Source organism: Rheinheimera sp. (assembly GCF_037442525.1).
GTDB lineage: Bacteria > Pseudomonadota > Gammaproteobacteria > Enterobacterales > Alteromonadaceae > Pararheinheimera.
This window is the reverse complement of sequence record NZ_JBBIQD010000006.1, coordinates 85,907-105,642: the sequence shown is the minus strand read 5'-3', so window position 1 is coordinate 105,642 and position 19,736 is coordinate 85,907. Positions and strand designations below refer to the sequence as shown.

Annotated in this window: 20 protein-coding genes; 13 read left to right on the top strand and 7 right to left on the bottom strand. The window is 55.6% G+C overall.

Annotated elements, in window-relative coordinates:
• Nucleotide 1: 1 nt before the first annotated feature.
• The 4 genes from WKJ03_RS10905 to WKJ03_RS10890 all read right to left on the bottom strand — a co-directional run bounded on the left by WKJ03_RS10905 (nt 2) and on the right by WKJ03_RS10890 (nt 2,524).
• On the bottom strand, nt 2-346 hold the full coding sequence (locus WKJ03_RS10905; protein ID WP_337842236.1) for a YciI family protein: 345 nt from the start codon (nt 344-346) through the stop codon (nt 2-4).
• Nucleotides 343-783, bottom strand: coding sequence for a nuclear transport factor 2 family protein (locus tag WKJ03_RS10900; RefSeq protein WP_337842235.1), 441 nt, complete (start codon nt 781-783; stop codon nt 343-345). The genes WKJ03_RS10905 and WKJ03_RS10900 overlap by 4 nt, the downstream gene beginning before the upstream one ends.
• A gap of 128 nt (nt 784-911) precedes the next feature.
• Complete coding sequence (locus WKJ03_RS10895) at nt 912-1,376, bottom strand: hypothetical protein (protein ID WP_337842234.1); 465 nt, start codon at nt 1,374-1,376, stop codon at nt 912-914.
• Entirely contained in the window at nt 1,376-2,524 is a 1,149-nt protein-coding gene (locus tag WKJ03_RS10890; RefSeq protein ID WP_337842233.1) for a PepSY-associated TM helix domain-containing protein, read from the bottom strand. Before WKJ03_RS10890 ends, WKJ03_RS10895 begins: the two co-directional genes overlap by 1 nt.
• A 174-nt stretch (nt 2,525-2,698) precedes the next feature.
• Between WKJ03_RS10890 and WKJ03_RS10885 the strand changes: the two genes are divergently transcribed.
• From WKJ03_RS10885 to WKJ03_RS10835, 11 genes are all read left to right on the top strand, one after another.
• On the top strand, nt 2,699-3,205 hold the full coding sequence (locus tag WKJ03_RS10885; RefSeq protein ID WP_337842232.1) for a GspH/FimT family pseudopilin: 507 nt from the start codon (nt 2,699-2,701) through the stop codon (nt 3,203-3,205).
• The gene (pilV, locus tag WKJ03_RS10880; RefSeq protein ID WP_337842231.1) at nt 3,205-3,600 is read left to right on the top strand and encodes a type IV pilus modification protein PilV; all 396 of its coding nucleotides are present in this window, start codon (nt 3,205-3,207) and stop codon (nt 3,598-3,600) included. Before WKJ03_RS10885 ends, pilV begins: the two co-directional genes overlap by 1 nt.
• Nucleotides 3,597-4,529: a PilW family protein gene (locus WKJ03_RS10875; protein ID WP_337842230.1), complete on the top strand. Its 933-nt coding sequence runs from the start codon at nt 3,597-3,599 to the stop codon at nt 4,527-4,529. The genes pilV and WKJ03_RS10875 overlap by 4 nt, the downstream gene beginning before the upstream one ends.
• A gap of 4 nt (nt 4,530-4,533) precedes the next feature.
• A complete protein-coding gene (locus WKJ03_RS10870) occupies nt 4,534-5,040 on the top strand; it encodes a pilus assembly protein (RefSeq protein WP_337842229.1) in 507 nt (168 codons plus the stop codon).
• A gap of 11 nt (nt 5,041-5,051) precedes the next feature.
• A complete protein-coding gene (locus WKJ03_RS10865) occupies nt 5,052-8,507 on the top strand; it encodes a PilC/PilY family type IV pilus protein (protein WP_337842228.1) in 3,456 nt (1,151 codons plus the stop codon).
• Nucleotides 8,486-8,914 (top strand): type IV pilin protein, encoded by a 429-nt coding sequence (locus WKJ03_RS10860; protein WP_337842227.1) that lies wholly within the window; start codon nt 8,486-8,488, stop codon nt 8,912-8,914. Before WKJ03_RS10865 ends, WKJ03_RS10860 begins: the two co-directional genes overlap by 22 nt.
• A 90-nt stretch (nt 8,915-9,004) precedes the next feature.
• The gene (locus WKJ03_RS10855; RefSeq protein WP_337842226.1) at nt 9,005-9,451 is read left to right on the top strand and encodes a prepilin-type N-terminal cleavage/methylation domain-containing protein; all 447 of its coding nucleotides are present in this window, start codon (nt 9,005-9,007) and stop codon (nt 9,449-9,451) included.
• Complete coding sequence (locus WKJ03_RS10850; RefSeq protein WP_337842225.1) at nt 9,448-10,380, top strand: PilW family protein; 933 nt, start codon at nt 9,448-9,450, stop codon at nt 10,378-10,380. Before WKJ03_RS10855 ends, WKJ03_RS10850 begins: the two co-directional genes overlap by 4 nt.
• A gap of 13 nt (nt 10,381-10,393) precedes the next feature.
• Entirely contained in the window at nt 10,394-10,735 is a 342-nt protein-coding gene (locus tag WKJ03_RS10845; protein WP_337842224.1) for a hypothetical protein, read from the top strand.
• Nucleotides 10,722-12,074, top strand: coding sequence for a hypothetical protein (locus WKJ03_RS10840; protein WP_337842223.1), 1,353 nt, complete (start codon nt 10,722-10,724; stop codon nt 12,072-12,074). Before WKJ03_RS10845 ends, WKJ03_RS10840 begins: the two co-directional genes overlap by 14 nt.
• Nucleotides 12,071-12,469 carry a type IV pilin protein gene (locus WKJ03_RS10835; protein ID WP_337842222.1) on the top strand — a complete coding sequence of 133 codons (399 nt, stop codon included), beginning with the start codon at nt 12,071-12,073 and terminating at the stop codon, nt 12,467-12,469. Before WKJ03_RS10840 ends, WKJ03_RS10835 begins: the two co-directional genes overlap by 4 nt.
• Before the next feature lie 17 nt (nt 12,470-12,486).
• Here the strand turns inward: WKJ03_RS10835 and WKJ03_RS10830 are convergent, their stop codons facing one another.
• Nucleotides 12,487-12,999, bottom strand: coding sequence for a GspH/FimT family pseudopilin (locus WKJ03_RS10830; RefSeq protein WP_337842221.1), 513 nt, complete (start codon nt 12,997-12,999; stop codon nt 12,487-12,489).
• A 111-nt stretch (nt 13,000-13,110) separates the two neighbouring features.
• Between WKJ03_RS10830 and WKJ03_RS10825 the strand changes: the two genes are divergently transcribed.
• Entirely contained in the window at nt 13,111-14,724 is a 1,614-nt protein-coding gene (locus WKJ03_RS10825; protein ID WP_337842220.1) for an NAD+ synthase, read from the top strand.
• 7 nt (nt 14,725-14,731) lie between these two features.
• Nucleotides 14,732-15,070: a nitrogen regulatory protein P-II gene (glnB, locus tag WKJ03_RS10820; RefSeq protein WP_337842219.1), complete on the top strand. Its 339-nt coding sequence runs from the start codon at nt 14,732-14,734 to the stop codon at nt 15,068-15,070.
• A gap of 75 nt (nt 15,071-15,145) precedes the next feature.
• On the opposite strand, the gene WKJ03_RS10815 is transcribed toward glnB, so the two are convergent.
• Together WKJ03_RS10815 and WKJ03_RS10810 are read right to left on the bottom strand one after the other, a co-directional pair.
• Complete coding sequence (locus WKJ03_RS10815; RefSeq protein WP_337842218.1) at nt 15,146-16,570, bottom strand: efflux transporter outer membrane subunit; 1,425 nt, start codon at nt 16,568-16,570, stop codon at nt 15,146-15,148.
• Entirely contained in the window at nt 16,563-19,730 is a 3,168-nt protein-coding gene (locus WKJ03_RS10810) for a multidrug efflux RND transporter permease subunit (RefSeq protein WP_337842217.1), read from the bottom strand. Before WKJ03_RS10810 ends, WKJ03_RS10815 begins: the two co-directional genes overlap by 8 nt.
• Nucleotides 19,731-19,736 lie beyond the last annotated feature (6 nt).

The following is a 19,736-nucleotide window of genomic DNA, read 5'->3' as shown; positions in this document are numbered from 1 at the left end:
GTTAAACCTCCAGTTGCCGGACAGGCCGGACTTCGACTGACCCCACCCGGGCGGCCGGAATACCGGCAGCCAGTTGAATGGCTTCATTCAGATCACGGGCTTCGACCAGATAAAAACCGGCCAGCTGCTCTTTGGTTTCGGCAAAAGGACCGTCGGTCAGCAGCAGCTGGCCTTGCCGTACCCGCACAGTGGTGGCTGTGGTCACGCTTTGCAGTGCTTCGGCTGCCAGCATACGGCCACTGTGCTGTACCGACTGGGCATAAGCCATGCATTCACTGTCCTTCGGGCTGTCCGGCAGGCTGTGCAGCAACTCTTCATTGCTGTAGACCAGGCAGAGGTATTTCATACAGGCTCTCCTTGTTCGGGGCTCAGTTGGAACAGCACCTGAGTGGTTACCATATCAAATGGCACTGAAAAATGGTCGTGAATAATACGCCAGTTGTTCTGCTGCAGTTGCCAGCCCTGGCTCAGCCGCATCCAGCAGCCCTGGCTGTTGCCCTGCTCGTCGCTGCCGGCGCAATACACCAGTGCTGTCACCAGAGCCAGTTCGCCGCTGCTGTGCAGTTGTACCTGATGCAGGTCAAAGTGGCTATGGCCGGGGCAAAATTCCATGCATTGCTGCCAGTGCACAAAGTAGTCGCCTGCGTTAAATTGCAGCTGCTTTACCGCGTCAAACGCACGGAACTCTGCGGGGTAAAAACTCTGTATTTGTGACAAGTCCTGGCGTTTGACCGCTAAAGCCCAGGCTTGTTGTAACGCATAAACCGGATGGGTGGCTGACATCTTGGTGCTCCTGTTTCAGTGATGATTCAGAGCTTAGTCGGTTGGGGCTGATGAAAATCGACAGCAGAACGAAAAATTTTTTACAGGAAAAACAGCCAGCCACTGAAAGCTGGCTCAGGGATCCGTGCTTAGGACTGAGGTAACGAAAAATCCCAGCTCGCAATATGCTGCTGGCCTTGCCAGTCTTCTATCAGCAACCACAGCTTTTGATTGCTGGCGGTGGGGGACTGCACTAAAGCATGCACATGCTGCATATGGTTATCGCCATGCAAAATGCCAAGGTGCGCGTCGGCAAACTGGTCCAGGCTTGGCTGCTCTGTGGCAATGGTCATATAGGCCTGACGGATCTTCGGCACACAACCGTCACAAAACTGCAGCATAAAATCTTTCACCCAGTCGCCGTCGTGCTGATACGGCGCGTCATTGGTCAGTGGTGACGGGGTGACGGTAAAAGGGCCCACCTGCTGCTGAGGCAAAGCCTCCGGAAAGGTCATGTTCATGGATTCATACAAAAACCAGAATGGCAGAATAAGCACCAGACCATTGAGTTTAAACTTATGGCGTTGCCACCAGCTGTTGTCACGTTGAGCCATCAGGACAATACCTCTTCAGTTGTGGCTGGTGCTTCGTTGCTACGGCGGGCGGCCCGCACTGTACGGCTGCCCCAAATCATAAAACCTGTGATCGACATGCCGGATAAAATCAGCCCAAACAGAAACCAGATGGCTTTGGTCCAGATGCCGCCCAGGGTGCCATAGTGCAGCGGGTCGGCGATATGCATCACTGTCTGCAAGCCGGTCATCTGCTCAGGACTGTATTTGTCCAGCACTTCACCTGTCCAGGGGCTGATATACACAGACCAGGAATACTGATCAAAAAACACAGAATCACCGGAGCCGGAAATTTTATAGACGTCCCGATGATGTTCCGGCATGCCAATATAAGCCGGTTTCAGTTGCGGAAATTCTTTCTGCGCGCTTTGCAAGGCGTCTTCCAGGCTGATGCGTGACTCTTGTTGTCCGGAAGCAGGCAGCTGCTGCTGTGTCAGCATGGGAGCTTCTTTGTAAAAGGCGACGCCGTTGTGCCACAAAATGGCCTGCACCAGATACCACAAACCGGTCAGGCTCATCAGCAGTAAAAACCAGACAGACCAGACACCGGCCAGCCGGTGCAAATCAGTCAGCAGAGTTTTGCGGCCCTGATCAAGGCGGATTTTCGGTGCAGTAAAAGCGCGCCAGAAATTTTTATAAATCACCAGACCTGTGATTAAAGCACCCAACATCACCACGGCCATAGCACAGACCAGGTAATAACCCACACTGTAACTGGCCTGCCAGGGAAATAATAACCAGCCGTGCAGAGCGCGCATAAAGCTGATGAAGTTCAGACCATAGTTCAGCTCCTGCACTACACCGCTGTATTGGTTCACATAAGCCACTCCAGGCGGCATGCCTTTGCTGGAAAACAGCACGGCGTTGACCAGGTAAGGCTCCATCACCATCACGGTGCTGACTTCGGCGTCCGGCACTTTCTGTTGGACGGCGAGGATCAGTTCAGGCGCCGCTTTGGCTGGCAAGTGCTGCGGGTTTTCCGCTCTGGCGTTTGGGTTGGTCAGCCAGGTCAGTTCATGGCTGAACACAGCAATGGTTCCGGTCAGACACACAGCACAGAAGATCAGCCAGACAGGCAATGACAACCAGCCATGTAATAAAAACCAGAAACGTTGCTTCAGCTTGAACATCACCACAGACCCTATGCAGAAAAAGGCGATAGATAGTAGTGCGGATACGAATAGTTATCAATGGTTTCTCTGGGTTTTTGCGACCAGAGACCTACGGTTGCTGACAGTTTTTTTGTTGCTACAGTTAAGTCTGGGATCAAGTGGTTACCTGAGAGTGGTGAACTGGAGGGAGTTTTGAGTCGTCAGGTTCATGGGTTTAGTTTGCTTGAACTGATGGTGGCAGTGACAGTGGCGTTGGTGTTGCTGGCTCTGGTGGTGCCGGCTTTTAATGATTTGCTGGCGCGTAATCGTGTCAGCAGTGATACCAATTTGTTGCTTTCTGCGGTGCAGCTTGGACGCTCAGAAGCCATTAAACAGAATCAGACACTGGTGTTGTGCAATGCCAACGCCGAGCTGACCGCCTGCTCAGGCCAGGCCGGACAATGGCAAGGCTTTGTGGTGGTTGATTTGGCTGACCCGCCTGCTGTGCTGAGGGCCGGACACTTCAGTGACAACGCAACCGTTTCTTTTGCCCAGCCGCAGTTGAGGTTTAATCCGCAGGGGTTTTTTCGCACTTCGGCCAATCAGCCATTAAATGACCAGTTTGAATTGTGTCCTGAGCAGGACGGCCCGGGCCGTTTGTTACGTCTGTGGTCGGCTGGCCGGACCGAAATCAGCCTGACCCAGTGCGGAGGCTCCTGATGCAGAACCGGAGCTGTGCAGGGGTGGCCCTGGTGGAGGTGTTGGTGGCGATGCTGGTGCTGGCGGCTGGAGTACTTGGGGTGGTGGCGCTGCAAAGCAGCTCAGTGCGACTGAACCAGAGTGCGCAGCAGAAAACCCATGTGCTGCTTGCGGTCAATTCGTTGGCTGAACTGCTCCGGGCTGACGCAACACGGGCCAGAACCGGCGCTTATGCCGGTGATTGCGAGCAGGACTTGTTGGCGGATTGGACAGCGCAGCTGCAACAGGCGTCGGCTTCTGCCTTATGCCCTGAGTTGAGTTGGGATGCGGCAACGGGCTTTTATACCATTGCGTTGGCCTGGTCCGACGAACGGCTGACTGCGGAGCAGGCTGTCGTTGTGCAGGTGCGGCCATGAACAGAAAAGCTTCAGGTTTTACCCTGACTGAACTGATGGTCGCCCTGGTGCTGGGGCTGTTTGTCACGGGAGTCACCCTCAATGTCTATTTGTCAGCCGATAAAACCGCCAGCTTGAATCAGCAGCTGACAGTGCTGAATGAAGCGACCCGTTCCGGCTATAGCCTGCTGGCACAGGACATCCGGCGTGCGGGGTATTCGGGCTGCGGCAATTCAGTCAGGTTATTGAATGTGGCACAGGACGCTGTTGCCGGGCAGAACTGGGCCGTCTGGAATGACGGTATTGAAGGCTTTGAACAGCCGGCTCCGGTTTTTAACGGTGTAACGCCAAACGAAGCCATGGATGCCATCCGGCTGATGTTTGCAGCGGGCCGCAGTTATGCCGTGTTAAACCACGACACTGCGGCAACTTCGGTGCAGCTCAATACCAGCGTTGGTTTTGCAGCGGGCGATTTGCTGCTGCTCTGTGACGAGACCCTGAGCAGTATTTTTGTCGCCAGCGCTGTGGCCGACGACACAGTACTGCATCAGCTGGGCGCGGCCAATTGCACCTCGGGTTTGGGGTTTCCCCTGCTTTGTGACGGAGCAACCGGCACTGTGCGGCAGTTCTCCACCAATGCAGTGCTGATGCGGCTGGATTCGGTCAGCTGGTATGTCGCCGACAGCGCCGACGGTCAGGCCTTGTCTTTGTACCGGGTGCTGAACAACGCAGAGGCAGAAGAGGTGGTGTATGGCGTTGAGGATTTTCAACTGGCGTTTATCAGCGGGCCGAATCAGGCCTGGCAGGATGCCGATTCGGTAGCAGACTGGGCCGACGTGCTGGCGGTGCGGGTCAGTCTGGTGTTGCAGTCTCCGCCGGGCATGGAGAGCGAGCTGGCAGCGGCCAGCCGGACCTTGTCTTACAGCGTTCATTTGCGCAACAGAGGCTAAACCGATGAACAGGAGCATTCAGCAGCGGGGAGTGGCATTGGTGGTGGTGTTGTTACTGCTGCTGGCGATCACGCTGGTGGCAACCTCCAGTATGCAAAGTGGCATCATTCAGGAAAAAATTACGGCCAATCTGTACGACCAGATCAGTACCAGCCAGCAGGTGGAAGCGGCTTTGCTGGAAGCTGAACAACGTCTGACAGTGGCTGACCCTGTGGCCTTGATTGATAACGCCGGTATTTATGATTTGGCGGTACCAGGGGCCACAGAGCGCTGGCTGGATGCGGAATCTGTGTGGATAGATGCCACGCTGCCAACTGCCGGGGTTGGTGAGCCGGCACAGTACCTGATTGAGTATCTGGGCGACTGGCCGCATCCTCCGGACTGCGCCAATGTGGCCAGCAAAGACCGGATTTCGGTTGGCTGTCTGTCGCCAACCTTTCGCATTACGGCGCGTTCTGTCAGCAGTGCAGGGCGTTCGGCCGTCATCTTACAAAGTCTGTTCAGGCGCTAAGAGGGGGAACCATGTCTGCAGGCTCAAACCGGGGTTCAAAGCTAAAGATGGCTCTGCTGAGCCTGTGTGCTCAGGTGTTGCCGGTCTGGGCGGCGCTGGATTTAACCTCGCCACCCTTGCAGACCGGCAGTTCAGTGGAACCCAATATTCTGTTTCTGATCGATGATTCGGGTTCGATGCACTGGGAAATCACACCAGATTTGTATACAGATAACCCTTATTACCTGTATCCCAGAGCGGACGGTATTTATGGGGCGGACGACACCAGCAATGTGGTGGTGTCGTTCCGGGATGAAAGTGACAGTGGGACTTACAATGCCGCTAACAATAACGAAGCCTTATACGCGCGGGCGATGCGCTCGTTCAGCCTGAACAAGTCCTACTACAATCCGGCCATCACCTACAGACCATGGATTAAAGCCGATGGCAGCTCCTACCCCCAGTCCAGCCCGACCGCGGCTTATCATCACCCGGTGCGCACCTCGTTGGGCAGCCGCAATTTAACGGCAACCCAAAGTCAGAATGTGACCTGGCGTTACTGCACTATCAGCGCAACCAGTAAAACCAATTGCCAGAATAGCAGTGGCAGCCGCAGCTTTTATCCTGCGGTTTACTACCGCCATACCGGAGGCAGTTTATTCACTTACACCAACTATACGCGGGTGGATATCACAGCTGGCACCGCCAGTTATTCCGGCGAAGGGCGGGAAAACCGCACGGATTGCAGTGCAGGTGTGTGCTCTTATGCGGAAGAAATTCAGAATTTTGCCAACTGGTACACCTACTACCGCTCCCGTTTGCTGGCGGCTCAGGCTGGCATAGGCCGGGCTTTTTCGACCCAGACTGCTGCCTTACGGGTAGGCTTTGGTGCCATTAATAAAGGCAGTTCCACTGTGGATGGGGTCAGTATGGGCACCCTGGTCTCCGGGGTACGTAACTTTACCGGTGCCGATCGCACTGCCTTTTATCAGCAATTGTACGAGCGGGTTTATGATTATCAGGGCACGCCGCTGCGTAAAGCGCTGAACAATGCCGGTCAGTATTTTTCCCGCACTGACAATGCCGGGCCCTGGGGCAAAACGCCGGGCAGCAATGACAGCGCCGACCATATTATGTGCCGGCAAAGCTACAGCATTCTGATGACGGATGGTTATTGGAGTGAAGACTCGGCCTCACAGGCGGAGACCTCGGCGGCGCGTAGCAACAATGACGGCAGTACCAGCAATAACCAGACCATCACCAAGCCAGGAGGTCAGTCTTATACCTACAGCGTGGCCGGGCCTTTTTCTGACAGTTACAGCAATACGCTGGCGGATGTGGCCATGTATTACTGGAAGCGCGACCTGCGCACCGACCTGGATAACCTGGTGCCGACCAGCCCGGTCAATCCGGCCTTTTGGCAGCATATGGTGACATTCGGCGTTGGGTTGGGGGTCGAAGGCACCATCAGCAGTGCCACTGCCTTTAATGCAATAGGGGCTGCCAGCAGCATTGCCTGGCCGAATCCGCTGAATTCACAGCCAGCCAAAATTGATGATTTACTGCATGCAGCAGTGAACAGCAGGGGCGGTTTTTTCAGTGCGGCCGACCCGGACACTTTTGCCGCCGGTTTGTCCAACACCCTGTCAGCCATTATCGCCAGGGTGGCGTCCGGCTCCAACCTGGCGGGCACCACCACCTCGTTGCAGGCCGAGCAACATGTCTATCAGGGCCGTTTTAACAGCGGTGACTGGAGTGGTGATTTAGTCAACTTTAATATCGACGACACCACCTCTTATGTCTGGAGTGCCGCTGAACAACTGCCGGACTGGACAGAACGGCAAATTTATTTCGGGCAGACCGAAACCACAGCAGCTGAATTGCTCTGGGGCAATCTGAGCTCAGGTGCCGGCAGTCAGCAAGCAGCGCTTGGCAGCAGTCTGGTGCTGGATTATCTGAAAGGTGACCGCAGCAATGAGCAACAAAATGGCGGTAACTTCCGTAACCGCAGTACGCCCCTGGGTGACATCGCCAACTCGTCCCCTGTCTATGTCGGGGCAGCCGTCAACTACAACTACCACCAGTACAGCTGGCCCGAAGCCAGCAGTTACCGGGCTTTTGTTGCGGCACAACGCAACCGCAGCCCGGTGATTTATGTGGGTGCCAATGATGGTATGTTGCATGCCTTTTCGGCCGACAGCGGCACTGAACTTTTTGCCTATGTACCACGTGCAATGCTGACAGCCGAGGCCGACCTGAAGCAGCTGAGTGAACCCAATGTCAGTGGGGTGGTGCGCAAAGATTATTATGTCGATGGCACATCGGTCACCGCGGATGTCTATATGGATGGCCAGTGGCGCACTGTACTGATTGGTTCCACAGGCCGTGGTGGGGCCCATTTGTTTGCTCTGGATGTGACAGACCCGAACGATTTTGACGGTTCTAAATTGCTTTGGGATAAGAGCTTTCCCCAGTTGGGCATCAGTACCAGCAAAGCCGTGATCACCCGGTTAAACAACGGCAGCTGGGCTTTGGTAGCAGGGTATGGCTACAACAGCAGCAGCGGCAAAGTTGGCCTGCTGGTGCTGGATCTGGCCACAGGCGAGCCCATAGTGAATGCGCTGGAAGCCAGCACCACGGGTGATAACGGTTTAGGGGCAGTGGAAGGCTGGGACTATGATCGCAATGGCAATACCGACTGGTTTTTTGCCGGTGATTTGCAGGGGAATCTGTGGAAATTTGATTTGTCAGCCCTGAACCCGGCGCAGTGGTCAGTGGCCTACAGTGGCCAGCCGCTGTTCAGAGCACGCGACAGTCAGAACAATGCCCAGCCGATCACTGGTGGGGTGGTGCTGGCGACAGAACCTGAAACCGGTCAGCTGTGGGCTTTTTTTGGCACTGGACGTTATCTGGAAGAACAGGACCCGCAACTGGACAGCGAACAAAGCTGGTACGGCATTATGGACGCTGTGGTCGTGTCGGGCCGCAATCAGCTGAAAGAGCGCAGCCTGACCAATGTGATGCATTCGTCCGGCGCTGCGGCCCGGCTGGTGTCCCCTGCCAGCGCCAATGATATGGCCGGTTTGCGTGGCTGGTATATGGATTTACCTGAGGACAGGGAACGTATTGTGGCGTCGCCCAGGCTGATTGGGGATGCGTTGGTGGTGACCAGCATTATTCCGGACAACAATTTGTGCAATCCACAAGGTGATGGGTATGTGATGACAGTCGACCCCTTCAGCGGCAGCCGGCTGAAGATTCATTTTTTTGATTTTACCGATGACGCTGAATTTACCGATGAGGACGGCGTGGAGCAGGGGGACGAGGTCTGGGTACTGTCCGGTTTACGTTTTGACAGCATGCCCACCGAGCCGTTATTTTTTGAAAACCAGATGGCAGTTGGGCTGGCCGACACCAATGTGGTGAATCTGGACGTCAATACACAACTGCGAAGGGGCCGCATGTCATGGCGCGAAGTAGAACAATAACGGGGTTTTCCCTGATCGAACTGCTGGTGGCTATCACTATAGTGGGCATGCTGGCAGCCATTGCTTACCCCAGCTACACCGACTATGTGCTGCGCGGCGGCCGGGCGGCGGTAACGGCCTGCTTACTGGAGCAGGCGCAGTTTATGGAGCAGGTGTACAGCGTCAACCTGACTTATGCCAGCAATAATGGCGAAGACACCGCCTTGCCCGACTTGCAGTGCAGCCGCGACCTGGCAGGCAAATTCAGCTTTGAACTCACGGATCTGGATACCCGCACCTTTACCCTCACCGCCTCTGCCCAGGGCCAGCAGGCCAATGACAGCTGCGCCTCCTTCAGCTACAACCAGGCCGGCGTAAAAACCGCCAATGGATCTGGCAGTGCCGATGCCGTGAATGCCTGCTGGTAAGATCCGAGGTGTGACCATCGGATCCGGCATTGATCTTTAGCTGTCCCGAATTAGGCTTAACTGAGTGGATCTTGAACAGGGGCAAAGGATATGCCGTACAGTTCTGGTTTTACTCTGATTGAACTTCTGATCAGCCTGACGCTGGCTGCCGTGCTGGCGTTGGGCTCCTTACTCGCCTTGTTATCTGCCCGCCAGCAGGTGTTGCTGGCGGCACAATACACTCAGGCCAGCGCCGCTCTGGCCGATTTCGCCACTCTGTATGCAGACAGCGTCGGGCCCAGCCGTGACTGGTTGCCGCTGTCTGCCGGGCCAGCCAGCTGCGCCGACGCGGATTGCAACACGCCTGTTCCGGTGCAACAGGCGGTGCAACAACGTTTTAACCGCACTGCTTTGCCTTTGTTACCAGATCCACAGCTCTGTATCCGCAGTGGGGGACTGCAACTCAGCTGGCGCAGCCGCCTGCAACTGCAGCAGCAAAGCCGCCTGTGTCCGTTGGCTCCTATGCGGCTCAGCACCAGCCTGCACAGCGCGTTATGAACGGCCGACAACGGGGGTATAGCCTGGTGGAGCTGTGCATCAGCATGGGGTTGGCGCTGGTGCTGCTGAGTTTTTTAATTGGAGCCGTGGTGACGGGGCGTAAATCAGCCTTGCAGACAGAGCAACTGGTGCAGTTACAACATCAGGCTCAGCTGGCCCATCGTCTGCTGCAGACTGAGCTGCAAAATCTCTGGTTTGTGGCAGGAAAAAGCTGGGCTGAATTGCAGGGAGCCCAGTCTCCGCCTGAACAACCGGCCGCTGATTGTGCTTTTGCCGGACAAGCGGGCAGTTTTCCGCAGGCCACACTGGGGTTTTCACCTTTGTATACGGCCTTGATTGGTCAGGTCGCACCTGCCTGTTTATCCGGGGCCAGTGCAGGCTCAGAGCTGCTGCAAATCCGCCGTTTGTTGGGTGTACCTCAAGGGCCTGCTGAATTGCTGGCAAATAAAGTGTATTTCGATCCGGCTGGCGTGGGGCGTTTTGTGGCGGGCACTGGCGGCGGTAGTGCCCTGCAGCTGTGGCCTTACCATCATGTGGTGTATTACATCCAGCAACAAAGTTGGGATGGCGGCAAGATCCCAGTGCTGATGCGCAAGCGCCTGCTGCGCAGCAGCTCTGGTCAGTTGGTGATGTCTGCCGAATCTGTGCTGGACGGGGTTGAACGGTTGCATCTGGAGATGGGGCTGGATTTGAACGCGGATGGCCAGGCCGACCAATGGTTCAGTACTTCTCAAATGACAACAGAGCTGTGGCAGCAGCCAGTCATTAGTGTGCGCTATTACCTGTTGCTGCGAAGCCTGCAAGCCGACCCGGGTTATCGCAACACAGTGTCGTACCAGTTAGGGGCGGTGCGTTTTCAGGCACCGGGCGATCCGTACCGACGGCTGCAGCTGAGCAGCGCGGTATTGATTCATAACAGCAGGTTATGACAGGACTAGTGTGATGAAACAACAGGGTTTTGTATTGATTTGTACTTTGATATTGGGTGCAGTGCTGATCATGATGGCTGGGGCCGTGTTGTATCAGTCAAGGTTAAGTCTGGCAATGGCCAGCGCAGGCATCAGTGCTCAGCAGCAGCTATTCCGTCTGCATCAGCAACGTGGGGACATGGCAGCAGCGCCACAGGCGCTGGTGTTTGGCGATTGTCCGGCCGATTATGCAGCCTGGTCGGAACCGCTGTTTCGTTGTGCCACCACCAGTCTGGTGCAACAACAACAGCAGTTTGCTGTGGTCAGTCTGGTTCAGGTGCAGCAACTGGCGGAGGCTGGTGATGAACGCCTTTAGTTTGGCACTGTTGCTGCTGAGCTGGCCGCTGTGGAGTCTGTCGCTCTATACCCACTGGCCGGATACTGGCTGGCAGGATCTGTTTCTGCTGTCTGAACCCCAGCATCAGCAACTGGCTGAGAAGTTACAGCTGACTTCGGGTGAAACACAACTGTGGCTGCAGGAATTGCAGCAGGCATTGGCCTCCGAGCCTTGTGAGCACAAAGTGGAAGCTATTGAGGTGACGTTCAATGCCGAATCTGTTCTGGTCAGCAACCGACAAGGTTTGTTGCATTTTGCCCCCGCTTCGGGACCTGGCTGGTGGTATCTGCCCTGGCATTTGTTTGACCGGTTGCCCAACCCGCATCAGGCAACAGCTTCGGCCTTGATGCATACAGGTCAGACGCTGTTTGCTGAGCATGCTGCCGGGCTTTATGTGGTGAACCTCAGTCAGCCACAGCTGGGGCCGGGTTGGCACTATGATCTGACTGAGCTGCGGTTGCTGATGGTGTCGCCTGCGGCCGTGCTGGTGGCGCGGCAGCAGCAATTGCAGTGGCTGGACCCAATGACTGGGGGGCTGATGGCTCAGTGGCAGTTTCAGCAGCAGGTAGAATGGGCAGGTATGGCCGGGCCATCGGTGCTGTTGTCCACGGCCGACCAGCAAATCTGGCGGTTGAATGCGTTGACGGAAAAGGCTACCCCGGCTGAGCTGGTTGTTAACCTGAGTCAACTGGGATCTTTTGTGGTGCGGCAGCTGCAGCTGATTGACGCCATGGTGCCACTGCAACCTGCTGCAGGCATGCATTGGCGACGACCGTCACAAGTATTATTGCTTAGTGCGGAGAAAGAAGGTGGGGCTATGTTGCTGATGTTGCGGTTAAATCATGGCAGCAGACACCAGCCCAAACTGATTGGACAGCAGCAGGACCGCCTGATGACTGAGGCTGAATTTCAGCAATTGTTGGATGCCGATGGCTGGTACAGCGAATTTGCCGCGCCACTGTACGCAGATTTTACACTGGCGGCCGGGGTCTGGTATCAACAGCTGGCGCTGCAGCACTCCGGGCCCTGTGCCACACAACCTGCAGCCGTGTCCCTGCTGGCATTGCATCTGCATTATGGCACTGCCGTCTACAGCAGCAGGCAATTGAGCAGCGACCAGGTCGCCCGACAGCTGAAGGCCAGTGTGTCGGGTCGTGGTTTTGCGCTGCAGGACGCCGGAACAGGGGAGGTTGTACTGCCTGAATTGCTGGAAATCAAGGCGCATTGTGCACAATGCAGCAGCCCTTTATTGGTTGAACATTTTCCAAGACAGAAGTTACTGGCGGTGTACCAGACTGAACATGGAGGTCAGGAATGAAAACTCAGGGTGCAGGTTTGATTGAATTACTGGTGGCTTTGGCTGTGCTGGGCATTCTTGCCTCTGTGTTGCTGCCTTCTTACCAGCAGGATGTACTGCGTAGTTACCGGCTGGAAGCGCAGCAGGAGTTATTAAAAGTGGCGGGTTTGCAGGAAGTACTGCAAGCAGACCAGCAGCGTTATACCCGCGATCTGACCGAGCTCGGGTTAGCTGGCAAGGTCATTACTACCCCATCTGGCCGGTATCGCATCAGTGCTGAGCTGACGGAGCAGGGATACCGGCTGGATGCGCAGGCTGTCGCGATGCAGCAGAAAGATGCGGACTGTCTGAGTTTTTCCCTGACCAGCCTGGGACAAAAACTGAGCGCGCCTAAAACCAATTGCTGGATGCATTAAAAGGGGAACCCGATGAACTACAAAGGGCACAGGCCTGGCACCAGGCTGGAACGGTAACGTCCGGCCTGCGATAAACTCAGACGAAAATGCCAGGGCATCACCTGACGACTGCATAAAATAAAACTACCTGAGCCCAATAAATCCAGGCTGCCATCGGGGCGAAAAATAAGCTGCTCTCTGCTGTAACTGAAACGGAACTGCGTTGGATCCGGTTCCAGCTGCTGCAGGGCAAACTCCGCCATGCCGGGCATGGCCAGCACTGTGCTGGTTAAAGGTGCGGAATCCCAGTTATTCAGACAGAGGGTTCCGAGTTGTGGACAAACCCGTACCAAGCGTTGCTGGCTGATCGCATAGACTCTGCTGTAGCGAAGTTGTTGCTCCAGCTGATGCATAAAGTGTCCGGCTTTGTACCTCAACCAGACCTCGCGCAGATTGGGGCCGGCTGACAGCGCCAGCACCATCAGCAGCACCATCACAATTAAGAGCTCCATCAGGGTAAAGCCGTCATGGTTGTGCTGGTCACTTTGCATGGCTTCACATTCCTTGTGAATCAGTTGGGATTTAAGTCTAGCTGTCTTCATTGAGCCAGCTTGCAAAACTCGTTACCATAAGCGCAATTTTAGCCATCCAGGCAGGTCCAGATGTCCTCCGCTGTTACAGTCACGCTGGTGCAGCAACCCTTTACTGTGGGTGCTGTGTCCCAAAACACCGAAAAAGTACTGAGTATTGCCAAAACCAGCACTGCCGATGTGCTGCTGTTTCCTGAATTAACCCTCACCGGTTACCCGCCGGAAGATTTGCTGTTACGTGATGAATTTCAGCAGTTGGTTGAACAGGGGCTGCAACAGCTGCTGGATGCCCGGCTGGCGGTCACTTTGGTGGTGGGCCACCCCTGGCGCGACGGTGACGCATTGTATAATGCCGCGTCGGTAATTCAGAATGGTCAGTTGCTGGCGCGCTACTACAAGCAGGAATTGCCAAACCATGGTGTGTTTGACGAGCTGCGGTATTTCACGCCCGGTGACAAGGCCTGTACTTTTCAGCTGAAAGGCCAGACCTTTGCAGTGCTGATTTGTGAAGATATCTGGCACGGTGGCCCGGCTGCACTGGCAAAAAGCGAAGGGGCAGAATGGGCGCTGGTGCTGAATGCATCCCCTTATTGTGTCGGCAAACCGGCGCAGCGTGAGCAAATACTGACCACTTTGGCCAGACGGTTAAAACTGGGTTTTGTCTATGTAAACCATGTGATCGGCCAGGATGAACTGGTGTTTGACGGCCAGTCGCTGGTGGTCAGCCCAGACGCCGAAGTGCTGTTCCGTGGCGCCAATGCCACTGCAGAGTTGCATACGCAGGAACTGTTGCCGCGTGACACCCCGTACTCGCAGCCACAGCCTCGTTCTGCCCTGAGTCTGGAAGCCGAAGTGTACCAGTTGCTGGTCATGGCCACCCGCGACTATGTGCAGCAAAACGGTTTCCCCGGTGCTGTGCTCGGTTTGTCCGGCGGTATCGATTCCGCCTTAACCCTGGCCATTGCAGTGGATGCTTTGGGTGCAGACAAAGTGCAGGCGCTGATGTTGCCTTTTACCTACACCTCGGGCATGAGTGTGGAAGATGCCGAAGCTCAGGCTCAAGCCATGGGCATTGAGTTTGGTTCTGTGTCCATTGAGCCTATGTACAACAGCTTTATGCAGCAGCTGTCGCCACTTTTTGCAGGCCGTGGTAAAGACACCACCGAAGAAAACCTGCAGGCACGTTTACGTGGGGTGCTGTTGATGGCGTTGTCGAATAAAACCGGCCGCATTTTGCTGACCACAGGCAATAAAAGCGAAAATGCCGTGGGTTACTGCACCTTGTATGGCGATATGTGTGGTGGTTTTGCCGTGATTAAAGACGTGCCGAAAACCCTGGTGTACCGGCTGGCGGCCTACCGCAACAGCCTGTCGCCGGTGATCCCGCAGCGGGTGATAGACCGGCCGCCATCGGCAGAGCTGGCGCCGGACCAGACCGACCAGGACAACCTGCCGCCTTATGACGATCTGGATGCGATGATTGAAGCTTATGTGGAGCAGGACAAATCGCTGCCGGAGATTGTCGCTTTGGGTTATGATGAAGCAACGGTGCGGCGTGTGCTGCATCTGATTGATATTAATGAATATAAAAGACGCCAGTCGGCGGTTGGCCCCAAAGTGACCCGTCGTAATTTTGGCAAGGACAGACGATATCCCATCACATCCTGGATGCGGAAACAGCGGTGAGGACCCTATGAAAAAAGTGGAAGCCATTATCAAACCCTTTAAGCTGGACGATGTACGCGAAGCCTTGGCGGAAATTAATATCACCGGCATGACAGTGACCGAAGTGAAAGGCTTTGGCCGTCAGAAAGGCCACACTGAGCTGTACCGCGGCGCCGAATACATGGTGGATTTCCTGCCAAAGGTGAAACTGGAGCTGGTGCTGTCAGACGATCAGGTTGAACGCTGCATTGACGTCATTATGAAGACTGCTCAGACCGGCCGCATTGGCGACGGCAAAATCTTTGTATTCGACGTAGAGCGGGTGATTCGTATCCGTACCGGCGAAGAAGACGAAGAAGCGGTGTAACTAACCCCCATCCAGATAAAAAACCAGTCAGCAGGGCTGACTGGTGGTACAACATCAAGGCTTAATGGCCTGAAGTTAATCTTTCACCATCGCTACTTGCTGGCCGTCGGCCAAAGGCAAAGCACCGGCAAAGGCCTGGTACAGGCCAACCAGTTGCTGGTAGTGGGTCAGCGCTTGCTGGGCCTGCGCATCCCGGCTTTGCAGCCAGTCACGTTCCGCATCCAGTAACTGCAGAAATTCCACAGTACCGGCGTCGTATTGCGCCCGGATCAGCTCGACCGCCTGCTTTGTTGCCGCCACTTGCTGGCTGAGCCAAAGCTCTCGTTCGCGGCTGCTCTTGTAGCCATGAACCGCCGTTTGCATTTGTGCCAGCGCATCAAACACCGCCTTCTGGAAGTTGGCGACTGCCAGTTGCTGTGAGGCTTCTGCACCGCGGATGCGGGCTTGAATGGAGCTGAGCTCAGTGGCTTGCCAGCGTAAGGTTGGAGCAATGCTCCAGCTTTCGTTGGCGCTGCCCAGGCTCAGGCCTGGTGAGGCTAAAAAGCCCAAAAAGCCGGTCAATGACAACTGAGGGTAAAGCTCAGCGGTCGCCACACCTATGTCGGCATGGCTGGCCGCCAGCTCACGTTCGGCTTGCGCCACTTCAGGCCGGAATTGCAAGTAGTTCAGCTGGCTGTCCAGCTGCACCGGGTTATCAAAGGCTGGTAAGGCCGGAGTGGCCTGGCTGGCCACCACCAACTGCTGCGGGCTTTGCGCCAGCAAGGCGGCCAGCGTGGCGTGCGCAGCTGTTTTCAGCTGGCGCAGCGCCGGTAAAAAGGCCTGTTGCTGGTAAATCTGCGCATCAATACGGCTCAGCTCCAAATCCGAAGCCACACCCGCGTCGCGACGGGCCTGAATAATCTGCTTGGTGCGTTTTAAGTTCTGCAGGTCCTGCTCGGCAACTGACAGGCGCAGTTCAGCGCCGCGGTAATCACCGTAGCTGCTGGCCACCTGAGACAGCAGCGCGATACGCGCCTGCTGCCAGGCTAAGCCTGCGGCTTCGGCCCGGGCATTGGCCGCCACCGCGGCCTGCTCCAGTTTACCGAATAAGTCCAGATCCCAGCTTAACTGGCCACCTAAGCTGGCCTGACGCTGGATTTGTCCGGCGTTTTGCGCGGCACTGTCCGGGATTTGCTGGTTCTGCTGGCTGGCCGCGAGATCCATCCGGGCCCAGTCGTCATTGTCGGCATCCTGAAACACGGCATAAGCGCGGTCAGCATTGGCTTTGGCGGCGGCCAGCGTCGGGCTGGCCAGCAGTGCCTGTTCAATCAGACGGTTCAGTTCAGCGTCACCCAGTTGAGCAAACCAGTCGCTGGCCTGTTCAGCCACCTGATACTGCTGTGGCAGGTTTTGCCCGGCAAAGGTGGTTGGTGCCTGATAAGGCTGGCCCACTGAGGCGCAGCCAAACAGGGTTGCGGCCAGAGCCAGGCTCAGGCTGGTCAGTCGAATGTGGTTACGCATGAGCAGACTCCTCGGAAGTTTCAGCCTGAGCCAGTTGACGGTCACGACGACGGGCTAAGGCGTAATAAAACAGCGGGGTTAAAATCAGACCAAAGACGGTGACCCCAATCATGCCGGCAAAGACTGCCACCCCCATGGCCTGACGCATTTCTGCACCAGCGCCAGTAGAGAACACCATAGGCACCACACCCATAATAAAGGCGATAGACGTCATCAGAATGGGGCGTAACCGCAGCCGCGCCGCTTCCAGAATGGCCTCCATGGTTTTCATGCCGTGGTCTTGCAGTTCTTTGGCAAACTCAACAATCAGGATGGCGTTTTTGGTCGCCAGGCCCACCAGTACAATCAAGCCAATCTGGGTGAAGATGTTGTTATCACCACCATAGATCCAGACACCTGTCATCGCCGACAGCAGGGTCATAGGCACAATCAGAATGATCGCCAGAGGTAAAGTCAGGCTCTCGTATTGCGCAGCCAGCACCATAAACACCAGCAGGATCACCAGAGGGAAAATCAGCAGCTCGGTATGGCCAGCCAGAATTTGCTGGTAGCTCAGCTCAGTCCACTCATAGGTCATGCCTGGTGGCAGGGTTTCTGTCAGAATTTTCTCAATAGCAGCCTGGGCTTCACCTGTACTGAAACCTGGGGCCGGGCCACCGTTAATTTCAGCTGTGGTATAGCCGTTGTAATGCATCACCCGGTCCGGGCCTGCCACATGCTTCACGCTGACAAAAGAACCCAGTGGGATCATCTCGCCTTTGTTGTTGCGCACTTTCAGCTGACGGATTTGCTCAGGGTTCTGCCGGAACTGCTCGTCGGCCTGAATATTGACCTGATAGGTACGGCCAAACTGGTTAAAGTCGTTCACATAAGTCGAGCCCAGGTACACCTGCAACGTCTGGAACACTTCATCCAGATCCACACCTTGTTGTTTGGCTTTGGTGCGGTCCACGTCCAGGTCCAGTTGCGGCACATTCACCTGATAGCTGGAGAACACACCTGCCAGTTCCGGGGTGGCCCAGGCTTTTTGCATCACTTGCATGGTCACACCAAACAGGGCTTCGTACCCCAGGTTGGCTCTGTCCTGAATTTGCAGACGGAAGCCGCCAATGGTGCCTAAACCCTGTACAGGTGGTGGTGGGAATATGGCAATAAAGGCGTCCTGAATACCGGCAAACTTCTGGTTCAGTTGCATCGCAATGGCGTTACCAGACAGCTCTGGGCTGTTACGGCTTTCAAAACTGTCGAGGCCAACAAACACAATGCCTGCGCTTGGGCTGTTGGTAAAACCGTTAATGGACAGACCTGGGAACGCAATGGAGTTGGCCACACCAGGGTGATCCAAAGCAATTTGCGACATTTCTTTGATCACTGCTTCGGTGCGCTCTAACGAGGACGCATCCGGCAACTGGGCAAAAGCCACCAGGTACTGTTTGTCCTGCCCAGGCACATAACCTGTTGGGGTTTGCTGGAACTGCACCGCAGTTAAGCCAACCAGACCGACATAGAGCACCGCAATCAGTGCACCCATGCGGATCACTTTACGCACCATCCACTGGTAACCATTGGACGCTTTGGCAAAGAGGCGGTTAAAGGGACCGAATAACCAGCCACCGAAAGCTTTGTTCAATACACGGGTCAGGGCATCCGGTTTGGCACCATGGGGTTTGAGCAGCAGGGCAGACAAGGCCGGGCTCAGGGTCAGTGAGTTCAGTGCCGAGATAAAGGTAGAGATGGTAATGGTCAGCGCAAACTGCATATAAAACTGACCGGTCAGGCCCGACATAAAGGCCGTAGGCACAAACACCGCAGCCAGTACCAGGGTGGTGGCGACTATAGGGCCTGTGACTTCTTTCATCGCTTTTTGCGTGGCCGCCATGGGCGACAGACCATCGGCAATATTTCGCTCGACGTTTTCAACCACCACTATCGCATCGTCGACCACAATACCTATGGCCAGTACCAGGCCAAAGAGCGACAGCGCGTTCAGTGAGAAGCCAAACAGATGCATCATGGCAAAGGTACCGACCAGGGAGACTGGTACTGCCACCAACGGAATGATCGAGGCGCGCCAGGTTTGCAGGAACAGCACCACCACCAACACCACCAGTAACACGGCTTCCAGCAGGGTTTTCACCACAGCTTTAATTGAGCCACGTACAAACACTGTTGGGTCGTAAACGATGTCGTAACTCAAGCCTTCAGGGAAACCTTTGGCCAGTTCAGCCATAGTGGCACGCACATCTTCAGAAATCTGAATGGCGTTCGAACCCGAGGCCTGGAAAATAGGAATGGCCACGGCGTCTTTGTTGTTTAGCAAGGAACGCAGGGCATAGGTTTGCGCACCCAGCTCAACCCGGCCAATATCGCGCAGGCGGCTGACTTCGCCGTTGTCACCGACTTTCACAATAATGTCGGCAAATTCCTGCTCTGTGGTCAGACGGCCTTTGACGTTAATCAGCAACTGGAATTCGCTGTCGCCACTGGGTTGTGCTCCCAGGCTACCGGCAGCAGCCTGCTGGTTTTGCTCACGAATGGCGGCAACCACCTGAGCAGGTGATAAGCCCAAAGCGGCCACTTTATCCGGATCCAGCCAGACCCGCAGGCTGTATTCGCCGGCACCAAATAAACGGACAGCACCCACCCCTTCAATACGGGCCAGTTCGTCTTTGATATTCAGTGCGGCATAGTTCGACAGATACAGCATGTCGTACCGCTCATCCGGCGAGGTTAAGTGCACCACCATGGTCAGATCCGGTGAGGACTTTTCGGTGACCACACCTAAACGCTGCACTTCCTGCGGCAAACGGGGTTTGGCGCGGTCAACCCGGCTTTGCACCTGGGTTTGGGCGCGGTCCACGTCAGTGCCAATGGCAAAGGTGATGGTCAGCGTCATACGGCCGTCTGAAGTGGCCTGGGAGGACATATACAGCATGTTTTCCACGCCGTTAATTTCCTGCTCCAGAGGGGAGGCAACTGTATCGGCGATCACTTTCGGGTTGGCCCCTGGGTAGTTGGCGGTGACCACCACAGTAGGTGGCACCACTTCAGGGTACTCGGTGATTGGCAATTGCCAGACGCTGATGGCGCCGCTGATAAAAATCAGCAGCGACAGCACGGCGGCAAAAATCGGTCTTTTGATAAAAAATTGCGAAAACATGCTGGT